This window comes from Streptomyces sp. NPDC002265, assembly GCF_040296125.1.
In the GTDB taxonomy this organism is placed as follows: domain Bacteria; phylum Actinomycetota; class Actinomycetes; order Streptomycetales; family Streptomycetaceae; genus Streptomyces.
On sequence record NZ_JBEOWS010000250.1, the window covers coordinates 1 to 14,780 of the forward strand.

Below are 14,780 nucleotides of genomic sequence, written 5' to 3' on the forward strand. Positions count from 1 at the left end.
TGGCGGCCGTGGCGCCGGACGCGGCCGCCGTCACCGACCTGGCCCTGGGCACCGGCGCGGGCTCGGCGCTGGCCGCGGGCGCCACCGTCGGGGTGGCCGGCGCGGCGGCGACCGTGGTGAAGGTGGCCGGTTCCCATCTGCCGGCCGCCCACCACCGGGCGGGAGCCGTGGGCCAGCCCGGCGGCCCGGAACAGCTGAGGTTGCAGTGGCTGACGGCACTGGAGGTACGCGGGATCCGTCCGTTCCTGGACCAGCAGCGGGTGCTGAGCGCCTCCACCGGCCCGAAGAAGACGGGGCCGCAGCTGCGCGGTACGGACAAGAGCGCGGCCGCGCGCGGCCGCAGCGTGCTGGGCCAGTCCTTCGGGCAACTGCCCGAGCCCGGCGGGCCGTTCACGGGACGGCGCACCGAGCTGGCGCAGATCCGGCAGTGGGTGCAGGCGGCCCGCGCGAGCTCGGAGACCCGGCCGACGGTCGTCGTGCTGCACGGGGCGCCCGGCAGTGGCCGTACCACCCTCGCGGTCCGTGCCGCCCACGACCTGAAGGACCAGTTCCGGGGCGCGTGCGTGGTCGATCTGCGCGGCGACAGCGCGCAGGAACCGCCGCTGCCCACCCGCGACGCGCTGCTGCATCTGCTCAACCGGCTCGGCGCGCCCCGCGAGCAGCTGCTGTTCCGGGAGCGCGTCTCCCCCGAACAGCAGGTCAAACGGCTGACCGAGCTCTACCACCAGCATCTGACCGGGCTGCCCGTCACCGTGGTCCTGGACGACGCCTGCGACCCCGAGCAGATCCGCACACTGGTCCCCGAGCGCTCCGACAGCCTGGTGCTGGTCACCGCCCGCGAGCCGCTGGAGCTGCCCGCCGACCTGGCCGCCTGGGTGCACCGGCTGCCGGTACGGGCCCTGGACGCGGCCGGCGCGGAGGCGCTCCTCGGGGCGGTCGCCCAGGACAGCTCAGGGCCCTACGACGCCGAATCGGCCGACCTGATAAGCCGGTTGTGCGGGGCGCTGCCGCTGGCCCTGCGGGTCGCGGGCTCCGCGCTCGGTCCGCGCTCGCCCCGGCAGCTCGCCACCGACCTGAGCGCGTACGGCCCGGTCGAACCGGTCGAGCGGGCGCTGTGGCTGCGCTACACCGACCAGCCGGACCCGGCCCGCAGGCTGCTCAGACGGCTGGCCCTGGCCGGCCGGGCCTCGCTCGGCGCGGCGGCCGCCGCCGCGCTGCTGGCCACCGAGCGGCAGGAGGCCTCCCGGCTGCTCGAGACGCTCTCCCGGGCCGGTCTTATCGACCACGTCCGCGGCGACCGCTACCGGCTGCACGACCTGGTCCGCTCCTTCGCCCAGGCCCGCCTGGGCGACGAGGAGGAGCCGGCCGAGCGCACGGCCGCGCAGGAACGGCTGATCGTCAGCTACGCCGAGCTGGCCGACTCGGTGCTGCGGCTCGTCGACGGCAACATGTCCACCCGCTCGGACCGCTTCAGCCCGCACGGCTTCACCTCCCTCGACGAGGCGCTGCGCTGGCTGGACGACGAGTCGAGCTTCATCACCGCGACCCTGCGGCAGGCGGAGGGCGTGGACCAGGCGGCGGTGCAGAATCTGCTCGGCGCGCTGTGCGACTACTGCCTGCTGCGCGGCGACCTCTACCGGCTGGGCGAGATCAGCGAGCTGGCCCAGTCCGTCGACCAGGGGCTGCTGGTCCGCTCGGTGCAGTGGCGCACCGGCATCGCGGCCCGCCAGCTCGGCGAACTCGACAAGGCCCGCACGACCCTCACGTCCGTCGTCGACCTCTACCGGGAGGCCCACCACGACGCCGGTGCCGCCCGTGCCCTGTGCTCGCTGGGCATCACGCTGCACCACCAGGGCCAGCTGACCGAGGCGGCGGCGCGGCTGCGGGAGGCCCTGGCCCTCCAGGCGGACCCCGCGCTCGCCACGGACCGCGCCTGGACCATGCACGCCCTGGCCGCCGTGGAACGCGACCGCGCCCACCTCGCCGAGGCCCTCGGCCTGCTGACCCGCTCCCTGGTGCTGCACCACGAGGGCGGTTCCGTGCACGGCGAGGCGTGGGCCCACTTCCAGCTCGGCCAGCTCGGGCTGCGCATGGGCGACGTACCGCGCGCGGAGGCGGAGCTCGGCCAGGCCCTCGACCTGTACGGCCGGACCCGCGACGCCCGCGGCGAGGCCTGGGCGCTGACCCAGCTGGCGCGGGCCCGGCTGGTGGCCGGCGACCCCTCGCCCGCGGTGGACGGTCTGCACCGGGCGGCCGCCCGGCACCGCGACAACGAGGACGCCCGCGGCGAGGCCTGGACCCTCTACTACCTCGGCCAGTCGCTGGAGGAGACCGGCGACCTGGACCGCGCGGTGCGCGCGCTGGAGCGCTCCCGCACGATGTTCTCCCGGATACGCGACGTCTACGGCCTGGCCTGCGCCCGCCACCACTCGGCCCGGGTGACCCGCAACCAGCGCGCCGCGCAGACCGGCTCGCTGCGCAACTCCGGCTTCGCCCGCCAGCTCCTCGTCGACGCCCGCGCCGACTTCCAGCGCATCGGCGTCGCCCACGGGGAGGCCTGGACCTGCCTGGAGCTGGCGGTCGTCGACGCGGGCAACGCCCGCGACCGGCAGGCCCTGGCCCTGTGCGACGAGGCCACCGACCTGTTCACCTCGTACGGCGATCTGCGCGGAGCCGACTGGGCCGCCTTCCTGCGCTGCACCCTGCTGCCGCACACCGACCCGGACGGCGCCGAGGCCGGCACCGCGGCGGCCCTGGCGGAGGTGACCCGGCTCGCCGGGTCGGGGCATCCGCTGCGCGACGAGAAGCTGACCGGCTTCCTGGAGGCGTACCGGCTGCTGCTGGAGCGGGGCGTGAGCCCGGAGGCAGGCTGGCCGGCATGGCGGCTGGGCATGGTGCCGGACCGGCACGCCCGCGAAGTGATGGGGGTACCGGTACCGGAAGGACCCCGGGCCGCCCGGTGACTCCCCGGGCGCCGGGCACGGGCCTGGGCCGGACGGGCGTGGGGCGGCGGGGCGCCGTCCCTGCCCGGTCCGGCCGGCCCTGGACGGTCAGCCCTGCCGGGGCTCGGCCTGGGCGGCCGCCGCCGTACGGGAGCCGGCCTCCGCCGCGGGGTCCGTGGACTCCTTGAAGTCGACCTTGCCCATGTGCTTGCTCATGGACTTCATCAGGGCCCACACCGCCAGGGCCATCGCCGCGAAGACGATGAAGCCGAGGACGCCGGGGGTGACCTTGTTCTCGTCGACCTCCTTGGCGAGGGGGACGAGGTGCGTCACTGCCAGACTCACGCTTGCGCTCATGTCAGGCATTGTCGCGGATGCCCGCAAAGAGGTCGTCCTCGGGGAGGGAGGTGTCCACGAGGGACTTCGCCAGCTCGTACTCCTCCGTCGGCCAGACCTCCTTCTGGAGCTCCATCGGCACCCGGAACCAGCCGCCGTCGGGGTCGATCTGCGTGGCGTGCGCGATCAGCGCCTTGTCGCGGATCTCGAAGAAGTCGGCACACGGGACGTGCGTGGTGAGCGTGCGCTCGGTGCGCTCGAACTCGCTCCAGCGCTTGAGCCAGTCCCCGTACGGCGACTCCATGCCCCGGTCCAGCAGCGCCTGGTGCAGCGCCTCGGTGCGCGGACGGTTGAAGCCCTGGTTGTAGTACAGCTTGAGCGGACGGTGGACCTCGCCGTACTCGCTCTCGGGGTACTTCTCGGCGTCCGCCGCGCCCTCGAACGCCACCATCGAGATCTTGTGGGTCATGATGTGGTCGGGGTGCGGGTAGCCGCCGTTCTCGTCGTAGGTGGTGATCACCTGGGGGCGGAACGAGCGGATCTGCTTGACCAGCTCGCCGGCCGCCTTGTCGACGTCCTCCAGGGCGAAACAGCCCTCGGGCAGCGGGGGCAGCGGGTCGCCCTCGGGCAGGCCGGAGTCGACGAAGCCGAGCCACTCCTGCTTGACGCCGAGGATCTCCCGGGCCTCGTCCATCTCCTTGCGGCGCACCTCGTGAATGTTCTCCTCGATGTACTTGTCGCCCTGGAGCTTGGGGTTGAGGATGGAGCCGCGTTCCCCGCCCGTGCAGGTCACGACCAGCACGTCCACCCCCTCGGACACGTACTTCGCCATGGTGGCCGCGCCCTTGCTCGACTCGTCGTCGGGGTGCGCGTGCACGGCCATCAGTCGCAGCTGGTCAGTCAAGACTCATTCCTCGGTAGGTCGGCGCCCGCGGTGCACGGGTGCAGTTCGGTAGGTGCCGCCCCGCAGGGAGGTCGTCGCGGGGGTGGCACTCGGGCCGCGGGCGGGCGGCTTCTATAGTGACCGAATCGGGGGACGAATAATTCCGGGGCCCCGCTCCGGAACGCACTTTCGGAGCTTCATCCGACACCGCCGACGGCGTTGCCGAGAGGACGATCATGAGTACGGCGAGTACGCGACTGCCCGAGGGCCGTTACGGCCGTTCCTCGGACGAGCGGGCCGACCGCACGCTCAAGGTCGTCGGGGCCGTGCTCGGCGCCGCGCTGCTGGGCCTGATCGGCTTCCTCGGCTACCACTACGTCGTCAAGAACGAGATCAGCGCCCAGGTGATCACCTTCGACGCCTCGGCCCACGCGGTGAAGGTCCATCTCGAAGTGCACAAGGACGCGGGCGCCGACGGCTACTGCACCCTGCGCTCCCAGGCCGCCGACGGCTCCGAGGTGGGCCGGGCGGACTTCCGCTTCTCCGGCTCGGCCACGCGGATCGACAAGGTCGTCACCCTGCGTACGACGGCCCTCGGTACGACGGCCGAGCTCCTCGGCTGCCACACCGGCTGACACCGGCCCCGGCGCCCGCCGCCGACACCGGTCGCCCGCCGCCGGAACCTGCCTCTAACGGCCGTACCGGACAGTACCGGGTGACATCGGCCACTACCGGCTGACGAGGTGCGCATCCTCCGGAATGCGTAGCCGCTGACCTGCGCCGACAGAATTCTGGTGGCTTATGTCCTCCCCCTTCAGCCCCTGAACCGTTAGGCTCGTGGTTTCGCCCATCCGTGAGGGACCATTCTTGTGGGGAGGGCGATGCTTTGTATTCCCTGTACCGACGAGGAGCACCCTGTGACCCAGACCAGCGAGAACGTCACCTGGCTGACCCAGGAGGCGTACAACAAGCTCAAGGACGAGCTTGAGTACCTTACTGGTCCCGCGCGCACGGAGATCGCCGCCAAGATCGCGGCCGCGCGCGAGGAGGGCGACCTGCGTGAGAACGGCGGGTATCACGCCGCCAAGGAGGAGCAGGGCAAGCAGGAGCTCCGTGTGCGCCAGCTGACCCAGCTCATGGAGAACGCCAAGGTGGGCGAGGCTCCGACCTCGGCGGACGGCACGGTCGCGCCCGGCATGGTCGTCACGATCGCCTTCGACGGCGACGAGGACGACACGATGATCTTCCTGCTCGCCTCGCGCGAGTACGCGAGCGCCGACATCGAGACCTACTCGCCGCAGTCCCCGCTGGGTTCCGGCGTGATCGGCCACAAGGTCGGCGAGGACGCGGAGTACGAGCTGCCCAACGGCAAGAAGGCCTCGGTGCGCATCCTGAAGGCCGAGCCCTACAGCGGCTGACCCCTTTCATCTCGTACGAAGCCCCCGGCGCCCCCGAGACGCCGGGGGCTTCGCCGTACGCGAGGCGCCCCGGTGCCTCAGCCGATGACGGTGTAGCCCGCCTCGCGCAGGGCCCGGCCGACCTCGGCGCAGTGCTCCGCGCCCTTCGTCTCCAGGTGCAGCTCCACCTCCGCCTCCGAGAGGCCGAGCCGCGGGTCGGTCCGTACGTGGCTGACGTCCAGGACGTTCGCGTCGGCCACCGACAGCACGCCCAGGAGCGCCGCGAGGGCGCCCGGCCGGTCCGTCAGACGTACGGTCACCGCGAGGTAGCGGCCCTGCGCGGCCATGCCGTGCCGCAGGATCCGCTGGAGCAGCAGCGGGTCGACGTTGCCGCCCGACAACAGCGCCACCACCGGCCCCTCGAAGGCCTCCGGCTCGCTCAGCAGGGCCGCGACCGGGCTCGCCCCGGCGGGTTCGACGACCAGTTTGGCCCGCTCCAGGCAGAGCAGCAGGGCGGTCGACAGGGCGTCCTCGCCGACCGTGCGGACCTCGTCCACCAGCGCGTCGACGATCCCGAAGGGCACGTCACCGGGCCGTCCCACCTTGATGCCGTCGGCCATGGTGGCCGGGTTCACGATCGACACCGGGCGTCCGGCGGCCAGCGAGGGCGGATAGGCCGCCGCGCCCTCCGCCTGCACACCGACGATCCGCACGTCCGGCCGCAGCGCCTTCACCGCGACCGCGACCCCGGCCGCCAGTCCGCCGCCGCCGATCCCGACGACGATCGTGCGGACCTCGGGGCACTGGTCCAGGATCTCCAGGCCCACCGTGCCCTGGCCCGCGATGATGTCGGGGTGGTCGAAGGGGTGGATGAACACCGCGCCCGTCTCGTGCGCGTACTCCTGGGCGGCGGCCAGCGTCTCGTCGACCACGTGCCCGTGCAGGCGCACCTCGGCGCCGTAGTGCTGGGTCGCGCTGATCTTCGGCAGCGGGGCACCCTTGGGCATGAACACGGTGGAACGCACCCCGAGCAGCGACGACGCCAGGGCGACGCCCTGGGCGTGGTTGCCCGCGCTGGCGGCGACGACACCGGCGGCCCGCTCCTCGGGCAGCAGTCCGGCGATCCGCACGTACGCGCCGCGCAGCTTGAACGACCCGGTCCGCTGGAGGTTCTCGCACTTGAGGTGCACCGGCGCACCCACCAGCCGCGACAGGTACCTGCTGCCCTCCATCGCGGTCGTGCGGGCCACGCCCGCGAGCATCTTCTGCGCTCCGCGCACGTCGTCCAGGGTGACCGGCGGCAAGGGGTCGGCCTTGCGGTAGTTCATGTCTCAAGTCTCGCAGTTCACACACGGAGCGTTTCATTGTGACCAACCAGCGAGACCGGTTTCCGCAGCGCCGGTACGGCCCGCCCTTCGGCCGCGTACCCTGTCCCCCACATCCCAGCACCCTTCATGAAGTGAGTCCGCGGCCATGCCCACAACACCCGAAATGTCGATGGACATGACGACCCTCGGTGACCCCGGCCTGCTGGACACCCTCCAGCACGAGGTGGCGGTGTTCGCCCGCCGCGCCGAACAGACCCGGCTCGGGGGCGTGGGGCAGGTGCGCAACTCCATGGACCGCGCCGCGTACCTCCTGCTCAACCGGCTGGACAACGAGGGCCCGATGGGCGTCAAGGCGCTCGCCGCGAGCATGGGCATCGACTCCTCGACGGTCACCCGGCAGGTGGCTCCGCTGGTGGACACCGGCCTGGTCAAGCGCACTTCGCACCCGGAGGACGGGCGCGCGGTGGTGCTCCAGCTGTCCCCGCGGGGGCTGGCGCGACTGGAGGAAGTACGTTCGTCGAGGCGTCAGTTGATGGCCGAGCTGACGCACGACTGGGCGCCCGAGGAGCGGGAGGCGTTCTGCTCGCTGCTGACCCGTTTCAACAGCGCGCTCTCCGCCCGGATGGCGCCCCAGGCGATCCCGGGCTCGAACCCGCAGCCCGCCTCCTGAGCCTCGGTCGGCGCGCCGGCCCGCGGCGGACTCCCGGACCGGGACGCGCGGGCCGCGGTTCCCGGCCGTGCGCGCCTCTTGACCGAAAGGTCGTCCCGGGCCTCATATGAGACCGGTTCTCCCTCGCCAAGGACGGGGAACCGTTTCCTCAGGGCGGCTGTCGGGCTGGAGGCGCGGTGCGAGAACGGCGTACCCCGCAAGCTGCCCGCCAGGACCGGGAGTTCGAGTCGTTCGTGGCCGGCGCGGGCGGACGGCTGCTGCACACCGCCACGCTGCTCACGGCGGAGGCACCGGAAGACAACCCCCGTGCGCGACACCTGCTGACGCTGGCCCTGGCCCACACCTACGCGTCCTGGGACCGGCTGCGCGGCGAGGATCCGTACGACCGCACCCGTCGATATCTGGCCACCCGGTTCGCCCATGGTGCGTGGCACCGCTACGGCGTCCTCGGTATGCGCCGTCGCGCCCGCGGGCACCCCGCGAGCGCGCTGGCCGTCCTCACACCGCAGGAGCGTCTGATCCTGGTCCTGCGGTTGTACGAGGGGGTCGCGGAGGAGCAGGCGGCGTCGCTGCTCGGGCTGCCCGTCGAACGCGTCCACGCGATCTGCGACCGGGCGACGGCCACCCTCCTGCACCCGCCCAGGAGCCCGGCGCCCGCCGCGGCCGAGGCGAAGCCGGCCGCGTCGTGACGGCCGCCGGGGCAGGGCGGCCGCGCGAGGGGAGGCACCGGTGAACAGGCCCGAACGGGAGGCGGCGGCACGGCGGATCATGGAGCGGACCCCGCCCCGGGTGCCGCCCGGCCTCCACGCGGACGCCGTACGCCGTGGCGGTCGCATCCTGCGACGAAGGACGCGCACGCGCCGTCTGCTGTGGCTGCTGCTGGTCGCCGGGGTGCTGGCGTTCACGGTCTGGGCGCTGACCGTCCGTCCCTGGGTGGAGCCGCCCTCGGAGACGACTCCACCCCTGACGGGCTGGTGAACCTCCCGGCGGGCCGCCGGGAGGGGCCCCGGACGCCGCCGGCCCGGGGCACCTGCCGGTCCCGGCGCCGCTAGCCCAGGGCCTGCTGGAGGTCCTCCAGGAGGTCCTCGACGTTCTCGATGCCCACGGAGAGGCGTACGAGGTCGGCGGGCACCTCCAGGGCCGAGCCCGCCGCGGAGGCGTGCGTCATGCGCCCGGGGTGCTCGATCAGCGACTCGACGCCACCGAGGGACTCGCCGAGCGTGAACACCTTGGCCCGGTTGCAGACCCCGACCGCCGCCTCCTCGCCGCCCTCGACCTGGAAGGACACCATGCCGCCGAACGCCCGCATCTGCTTGGCGGCGATCTCGTGCCCGGCGTGCTCGGGCAGGCCCGGGTAGAGCACCCGGGTCACGCGCGGGTGCCGGGTGAGCATGTCGGTGATCTTCGTGGCGTTCTCGCTGTGCCGGTCCATGCGCACCGACAGCGTCTTGGTGCCGCGCAGCACCAGCCAGGAGTCGAAGGGCCCGGCGACCGCGCCCATGGCGTTCTGGTGGTAGGCGAGTTCCTCGCCCAGCTCCGCGTCGTTGACGATCAGTGCGCCGCCGACCACGTCCGAGTGGCCGCCCATGTACTTGGTCAGGGAGTGCACCACGACGTCCGCGCCGAGCGCCAGCGGCTGCTGGAGGTACGGCGTGGCGAAGGTGTTGTCGACGACCAGCCGGGCGCCCGCGTCCCGGGCGATCTGGGCGACGGCGGCGATGTCGGTGATGCCGAGCAGCGGGTTGGAGGGGGTCTCCACCCACACGGCCTTGGTCCGCGGCGTGATGGCCGCCCGTACGGCGCCGGGGTCGCTGGTGTCGGCCACCGACCACTCCACGCCCCATCGGGCGACGACCTTCGCGAACAGCCGGAACGTGCCGCCGTAGGCGTCGTTCGGGATGACCACGTGGTCGCCGGGGCTCAGCAGCGTACGCAACAGGCAGTCCTCGGCCGCCAGTCCGGACGCGAACGCGAGGCCGCGACGACCGCCCTCCAGGGCGGCGAGGTTCTCTTCGAGGGCGGTGCGGGTCGGATTGGCGCTGCGGCTGTACTCGTAGCCGCCGCGCAGACCGCCGACGCCGTCCTGTTTGTAGGTCGAGACCTGGTAGATGGGCGGGACGACGGCGCCGGTGAGGGGGTCGGCGGTGTTGCCCGCGTGGATCGCGAGGGTCTCGAAGTGCTGACTGATGTGCCTGTCACTCATGAGCCCCGAGCGTAGTGCGCCCGGGAGGCCGGTGTCGGGCGGCGGGACGGCGAGACCTCCGTGGCGGTGGCGCCGGCCGTCGAACGGGTTGGCCAATTGTCGGCGCCGTCTGGTTCGCTTGAGCCATGGAGATTCTCTGGGTCCCGATGGCTCTGGCCGTGCTGGGCTTCGTACTGACCCGCTTCCTGCTGTCCGGCCGCGGCCGGATCGAGCAGGTGGCGCCCGGACACCCGGACGCCGCCGATCCGGCGACGTACGGATTCGTGCGCGAGGAGGAGCTGGACATCCGACTGCCCGGCCGCGACCAGGACCTCGTCGACGTCCTCGACCTGGTGCAGCGCACCCAGGACTACCGGGCGGCGCAGCAGCTGCTGGCCGGCACCGAGACGGAGGGTGAGCTGCGCTGGCAGCGCGTGCAGTCCCTCGCGGGGGCGGCCTCGCTGGAGGTGCTGCAGCGGCCCGGCGGGGTGAGCGAGACGCCGGGCGGGCAGTGGCTGCGGGTGTGGCGGGCCGAGGCGCCCAAGGACCCGGGCGGCGCGGCGGTGCACGCCGAGTTCCTGGTCCAGCAGGCGTGGCGGACGTCGTCCCCGGGGACGGAGGAGTTCCGGATCATCATGGAGGAGGCCAGGGACGCCTGCGGGCAGGCGGCGCTGCTCGCCCCCGGCGACCCGGTCCCGTACATCGTCGAGCTGTCGGTGGCCCGCGGGCTGGCTTACTCCCAGTCCGAGTTCGAGCAACTGTGGCTGAAGATCCTGGACCGCGCCCCGGCGCACATGGGCGCGCATCTGGCGGCGCTGCACCACTGGTGCGAGAAGTGGCACGGTTCGCGCAAGCTGGCGTACTCCTTCGCCGAGTCCGCGGCGGCCCGCGCGCCGAAGGGCTCGCTGCTGGCCGCCATGCCGCTCTTCGCGGTCTTCGAGCACCTGCCCGAGGTCAACCTGGTCAGGAGCTTCTACGAGAGCGAGGTCGTGACGAAGGCGATCCACGGCGCGCTGTTCGCGGTGCACGCGGCCCGCCCCGACGACCCGATGCTGGCGCACGTCCGTCATCTCCTCGTCTTCTTCCTGGTCCGCTCCGAACGCTGGTCCGAGGCGATGACCCAGCTGATACACGTCGACGGCCACGTGGGCGCCCTCCCCTGGGCCCTGTCCGCCGACCCGGCCGCCGAGTTCGCGACGTACCGGGCACTGGCGGTGGGGGGCTACGAGGCCAACGGCGGCAGCCCGGCGACACTCCCGCACTGAACGGGGTCCGTTCCGGTGGTCAGCGCACCGCCGGTGCCTCGATGGTGAGTACCCGGTCGCGCAGGACGGGGAGTTCGGTGCGGATACGGGTGACCTCGGCCATGTCGAGGTCCACCGTCAGCGTCTCCTCCGCGGTGCGGGCCTCGCCCAGGACGGTTCCCCAGGGATCGACGACCGCGCTGTGCCCGGCCTGCCGCATGTCGCCGTGCGTACCCGTGGCGCAGCAGGCCAGGAGGAACACCTGCTCCTCCAGGGCCCTCGTGCGGGTGAGCAGCTGCCAGTGGCTCAGCCGGGCCGCGGGCCAGGCGGCGGGCACCGCGATCAGCTCGGCGCCCGCGTCGATCAGGCCCCGGAAGAGTTCGGGGAAGCGGAGGTCTTAGCAGATGGCGAGGCCGACCGTGCCGAAGTCGGTGGGCACGGTGACGATGTCGCCGCCGCCGCCCATCAGGGTGGCCTCGCCGGTGTCGAAGCCGTACCGGTGGATCTTGCGATAGCGGCCGCGCAGTTCGCCCGACCGGTCGAAGAGGAGCGCGGTGTTGTACAGGGTCCCGTCCGCGTCCCGCTCGACGATCGATCCCGCGTGGAGCCACACTCCGGCCCGGCGTGCCGCCGCGGACATCGTCTGCGCGGTGGGGCCGTCGATCCCCTCGGCGTCGTGCTCCCAGCGGTCGTACGACCATGCGCCGACCGCCCAGAGCTCCGGCAGGACCACCAGATCGTCGCCGGTCCGGGCGCACACCAGCGAGGCCGCCCGGTGACGGCGCTCGTCCGCGGTGTCCGACGCGTCCACGGACAGCTGTACCAGCGAGGCACGCATGGGTGTCACCTCCGCGACCGCGTCCCGGCGGTCGAAGGCAAAGGAAACCTGTTCCTACGAGCGTAAGGAAGCGGCCGCGAGGAGGCATCCGCGGGCTTCACCCCTGCGGGTCCGCCCGGGTTCACGCCCGGGGGCGCGCCCGGGTTCACGTCCGGGGGCACGGATCGACGCGGCGCCGGTCCCGGCAGCCTCGGCCGCATCCGGCACCGGCTCGCCCGGGAGTGGCGGAAGTACGCGTCCGGCGGGGACAACTGACCTACGCTGACCTGGATTTGACCCTTTCGGATCGGCTGAGAGGTGGTTGGGCGGATGGTTCACACCCCGTCAAGGCGTGCCGTGCTGCGCGGACTCACCGTCACCGGGACGGCGGTGATCGGCTTCGACGCCGGCACCCGCGGCTGGGCCGCGGCCGGGTCGGCCCCCGGTCCGGGCACGGCCGGGATCCCCCGGCTGGACGGGACGCTCGTCACGGACGAGCCGTCGCTCGCCGCCACCGCCGACGACTACGGGCACCTAGTGCACCACCGTCCCGTCGCCGTCCTGCGCCCGGGTTCGGTCCGCGACGTCGTAGCCATGGTCCGGTTCTGCAACGAGCGGCGGCTGCCGGTCGCGCCGCGCGGACAGGGCCATGCCACCTTCGGCCAGGCGCAGGTGACGGGCGGTCTGGTCATCGAGACCGCGACCCTCGCGGACATCGGTCACGTGGGGCCGGACAGCACCACCGTCACCGTCGGCGCGGGCGCCCGGTGGAGCGACGTGGCCCGGGCGACGACCGCCCACGGGCTCACCCCGCCCGTCTTCACCGACTATCTCGAACTCTCCGTCGGCGGCACCCTGTCCGTGGGCGGGCTGGGCGGCCAGACCCACCGGCACGGCGCCCAGGTCGACAACGTCACCGCACTCCTGGTCGTCACCGGCGCGGGCGAGGCCGTCCGCTGCTCCCCCACCCGGCGCCCCGACCTCTTCCACGCCGTCCTGGCCGGGCTCGGCCAGTGCGGTGTCGTCGTCGAGGCGACGCTGCGGCTGGTGCGCGCGCCGGAGACCGTACGCCACTACCTGCTGTCCTACGACGACCTGGAGACCTTCCTCGACGACCAGCGCCTCCTCGTCGAGGAGGACCGCTTCGACTACGTCGAGGGCCAGGTCGTCGCGGACGCCGACGGCGCCTTCCGCTCGTACCTGCTGGAGGCGGTGGCCTACGGCCCGCCGGCCGGACCCGCGCCCGACGACACCGCCCTGCTGCGCGGTCTGCGCCACGACCCGGCCAGGACCGAGCGCGCCGACCTGGCCTACTACGACTTCCTCGACCGGCTGGCACCGGCCGTGGCCGCGCTGAAGGCGGCGGGCCTGTGGTCGTACGCCCACCCGTGGCTCAACCTGCTGCTCCCCGGGTCGTCCGCCGCCGCGCTCGGCGCCCGGGTGCTGGACGCCCTCACCCCGGCCGACCTGGGCCCCGGTGTCGTCCTGCTCTACCCGCTGCGCCGGGACCGGCTGACCGCCCCGCTGCTGCGCACCTCCGACGACTCCCTGTCGTACCTCCTCGGTGTGCTGAGGACCGTGCCGCCGGACGACACCGCCGCCGCCGGCCGGCTGCTGGCGGCCAACCGCTCCGCCTACGAGGCGACCGCCGCGGCCGGCGGCACCCAGTACCCGGTCGGCAGCATCCCCTTCACCCGCGCGGACTGGCGGGCCCACTTCGGCCCGGCCTGGCCGCGGCTGAGGGCGGCGAAGCGCCGGTACGACCCCCGCGGGATCCTCGTCCCTGGCCAGGGCGTCTTCTGAGCGCGGGCGCCCGCCTCCCCGGGGGACGGGAAGGCGGGCGGCGGACGGCGGACGGCGGACGGCGGACGGCGCGGTCAGATCGTCGCGGTGTCGATCACGAACCGGTAGCGCACGTCGCTGGCGAGCACCCGCTCGTACGCCTCGTTGATCTCGTCGGCGCGGATCAGCTCGATCTCGGCGCCGAAGCCGTGCTCCGCACAGAAGTCCAGCATCTCCTGGGTCTCGCGGATGCCGCCGATGCTGGATCCGGCCAGCGTCTTGCGGCCGCCGATCAGCGAGAAGAGGTTGAAAGAGACCGGCTCCTCGGGGGCGCCCACGTTCACCAGCGCGCCGTCGGACTTCAGCAGGGACAGGAACTGGCCGAAGTCCAGCGGCGCGGACACCGTGGAGACGATCAGGTCGAAGCTGCCGCGCAGTTCCTCGAAGGTCTTCGGGTCGCTGGTGGCGTAGTAGTGGTCGGCGCCCAGCTTCAGGCCGTCCTCCTGCTTGCGCAGCGACTGCGACAGTACGGTCACCTCGGCGCCGAGCGCGTGCGCGATCTTGACGCCCATGTGGCCGAGGCCGCCCATGCCGAGGATGGCGACCTTCTTGCCGGGGCCCGCGTTCCAGTGCCGCAGCGGGGAGTACAGAGTGATGCCGGCGCACAGCAGCGGCGCGGCCTCGTCCAGCTTGAGGCCGTCGGGGATACGGACTACGTAGTTCTCGTCGACGACGACCTTCTCGGAGTAGCCGCCGTAGGTCGGCTCCCCGTCCCGGCCGACGCCGTTGTACGTCATGGTCGCGCCGCCGGTGCAGTACTGCTCCAGGCCCGCCTTGCAGTTGTCGCACTCGCGGCAGGAGTCGACCATGCAGCCGACGCCCACCCGGTCGCCGACGGCGAACCGGGTCACGCCGGGGCCGACCTCGGAGACGACACCCGCGATCTCGTGGCCGGGGACCATCGGGAAGATGGCCTCGCCCCAGCCCTCGCGGGCCTGGTGGATGTCCGAGTGGCAGATGCCCGCGAACTTGATGTCGATCAGCACGTCGAACTCGCGGACCGCGCGGCGCTCGATCGTGGTGCGCTCCAGCGGCGCCTTGGCTGCGGGGGCGGCGTAAGCGGCGACAGTGGTCATGCCGATTCTCCTAGCTGGTGATTCCGTGCCCGGCCGTCCTCGGCCGGGCACGGTGTCCAGCCT

General features: G+C 72.9%; 13 protein-coding genes and 1 pseudogene. 8 read left to right on the forward strand and 6 right to left on the reverse strand.

Annotation, left to right across the window (positions count from 1 at the left end; translation table 11 throughout):
- Positions 1-2,963 (forward strand): tetratricopeptide repeat protein (locus tag ABT085_RS32635; protein ID WP_351616122.1); only part of this gene is annotated, 2,963 nt, incomplete at its 5' end.
- Between the two features lie 87 nt (positions 2,964-3,050).
- Here the strand turns inward: ABT085_RS32635 and ABT085_RS32640 are convergent.
- Both ABT085_RS32640 and mca read right to left on the reverse strand, forming a co-directional pair.
- Positions 3,051-3,308, reverse strand: a complete 258-nt coding sequence (locus tag ABT085_RS32640; RefSeq protein WP_351616125.1) for a hypothetical protein — start codon at positions 3,306-3,308, stop codon at positions 3,051-3,053.
- Positions 3,301-4,161 carry a mycothiol conjugate amidase Mca gene (gene mca / locus ABT085_RS32645; protein ID WP_351616153.1) on the reverse strand — a complete coding sequence of 287 codons (861 nt, stop codon included), beginning with the start codon at positions 4,159-4,161 and terminating at the stop codon, positions 3,301-3,303. Before mca ends, ABT085_RS32640 begins: the two co-directional genes overlap by 8 nt.
- 236 nt (positions 4,162-4,397) lie before the next feature.
- Here mca and ABT085_RS32650 point away from each other — a divergent pair, with 236 nt between their 5' ends.
- Together ABT085_RS32650 and greA are read left to right on the forward strand one after the other, a co-directional pair.
- Positions 4,398-4,796, forward strand: coding sequence for a DUF4307 domain-containing protein (locus tag ABT085_RS32650; protein ID WP_351616128.1), 399 nt, complete (start codon positions 4,398-4,400; stop codon positions 4,794-4,796).
- A gap of 282 nt (positions 4,797-5,078) precedes the next feature.
- The gene (greA, locus tag ABT085_RS32655) at positions 5,079-5,579 is read left to right on the forward strand and encodes a transcription elongation factor GreA (protein ID WP_351616131.1); all 501 of its coding nucleotides are present in this window, start codon (positions 5,079-5,081) and stop codon (positions 5,577-5,579) included.
- 77 nt (positions 5,580-5,656) lie between these two features.
- On the opposite strand, the gene ilvA is transcribed toward greA, so the two are convergent.
- Complete coding sequence (ilvA, locus tag ABT085_RS32660; protein WP_351616134.1) at positions 5,657-6,886, reverse strand: threonine ammonia-lyase; 1,230 nt, start codon at positions 6,884-6,886, stop codon at positions 5,657-5,659.
- Positions 6,887-7,049: 163 nt separating this feature from the next.
- Here ilvA and ABT085_RS32665 point away from each other — a divergent pair, with 163 nt between their 5' ends.
- The 3 genes from ABT085_RS32665 (at position 7,050) to ABT085_RS32675 (ending at position 8,534) form a co-directional block, all read left to right on the forward strand.
- Positions 7,050-7,556 carry a MarR family winged helix-turn-helix transcriptional regulator gene (locus tag ABT085_RS32665; RefSeq protein ID WP_351616156.1) on the forward strand — a complete coding sequence of 169 codons (507 nt, stop codon included), beginning with the start codon at positions 7,050-7,052 and terminating at the stop codon, positions 7,554-7,556.
- A 176-nt stretch (positions 7,557-7,732) separates the two neighbouring features.
- On the forward strand, positions 7,733-8,245 hold the full coding sequence (locus tag ABT085_RS32670) for a sigma factor-like helix-turn-helix DNA-binding protein (RefSeq protein ID WP_351616137.1): 513 nt from the start codon (positions 7,733-7,735) through the stop codon (positions 8,243-8,245).
- Positions 8,246-8,285: 40 nt separating this feature from the next.
- On the forward strand, positions 8,286-8,534 hold the full coding sequence (locus ABT085_RS32675; RefSeq protein WP_351616140.1) for a hypothetical protein: 249 nt from the start codon (positions 8,286-8,288) through the stop codon (positions 8,532-8,534).
- Between the two features lie 70 nt (positions 8,535-8,604).
- On the opposite strand, the gene ABT085_RS32680 is transcribed toward ABT085_RS32675, so the two are convergent.
- On the reverse strand, positions 8,605-9,759 hold the full coding sequence (locus ABT085_RS32680; protein WP_351616143.1) for a cystathionine gamma-synthase: 1,155 nt from the start codon (positions 9,757-9,759) through the stop codon (positions 8,605-8,607).
- 125 nt (positions 9,760-9,884) lie between these two features.
- Here ABT085_RS32680 and ABT085_RS32685 point away from each other — a divergent pair, with 125 nt between their 5' ends.
- Positions 9,885-11,003 (forward strand): hypothetical protein, encoded by a 1,119-nt coding sequence (locus ABT085_RS32685; RefSeq protein ID WP_351616146.1) that lies wholly within the window; start codon positions 9,885-9,887, stop codon positions 11,001-11,003.
- 19 nt (positions 11,004-11,022) lie between these two features.
- Here ABT085_RS32685 and ABT085_RS32690 read toward each other — a convergent pair.
- Positions 11,023-11,820: pseudogene (locus ABT085_RS32690) on the reverse strand (carbon-nitrogen family hydrolase).
- 309 nt (positions 11,821-12,129) lie between these two features.
- Between ABT085_RS32690 and ABT085_RS32695 the strand changes: the two are divergent.
- Positions 12,130-13,602, forward strand: coding sequence for an FAD-binding protein (locus ABT085_RS32695; RefSeq protein ID WP_351616148.1), 1,473 nt, complete (start codon positions 12,130-12,132; stop codon positions 13,600-13,602).
- Positions 13,603-13,676: 74 nt separating this feature from the next.
- Here ABT085_RS32695 and ABT085_RS32700 read toward each other — a convergent pair whose 3' ends face one another.
- On the reverse strand, positions 13,677-14,717 hold the full coding sequence (locus ABT085_RS32700) for an NAD(P)-dependent alcohol dehydrogenase (protein WP_351616151.1): 1,041 nt from the start codon (positions 14,715-14,717) through the stop codon (positions 13,677-13,679).
- Positions 14,718-14,780 lie beyond the last annotated feature (63 nt).

What these genes read in the sequence shown, in the direction of transcription:
- ABT085_RS32640 (WP_351616125.1), bottom strand. Translation starts at nt 3,308, where the DNA reads ATGCCTGACATGAGCGCAAGCGTGAGTCTGGCAGTGACGCACCTCGTC.
- mca (WP_351616153.1), bottom strand. Translation starts at nt 4,161, where the DNA reads ATGGCCGTGCACGCGCACCCCGACGACGAGTCGAGCAAGGGCGCGGCC.
- ABT085_RS32650 (WP_351616128.1), top strand. Translation starts at nt 4,398, where the DNA reads ATGAGTACGGCGAGTACGCGACTGCCCGAGGGCCGTTACGGCCGTTCC.
- ilvA (WP_351616134.1), bottom strand. Translation starts at nt 6,886, where the DNA reads ATGAACTACCGCAAGGCCGACCCCTTGCCGCCGGTCACCCTGGACGAC.
- ABT085_RS32665 (WP_351616156.1), top strand. Translation starts at nt 7,050, where the DNA reads ATGTCGATGGACATGACGACCCTCGGTGACCCCGGCCTGCTGGACACC.
- ABT085_RS32680 (WP_351616143.1), bottom strand. Translation starts at nt 9,759, where the DNA reads ATGAGTGACAGGCACATCAGTCAGCACTTCGAGACCCTCGCGATCCAC.
- ABT085_RS32685 (WP_351616146.1), top strand. Translation starts at nt 9,885, where the DNA reads ATGGAGATTCTCTGGGTCCCGATGGCTCTGGCCGTGCTGGGCTTCGTA.
- ABT085_RS32695 (WP_351616148.1), top strand. Translation starts at nt 12,130, where the DNA reads ATGGTTCACACCCCGTCAAGGCGTGCCGTGCTGCGCGGACTCACCGTC.
- ABT085_RS32700 (WP_351616151.1), bottom strand. Translation starts at nt 14,717, where the DNA reads ATGACCACTGTCGCCGCTTACGCCGCCCCCGCAGCCAAGGCGCCGCTG.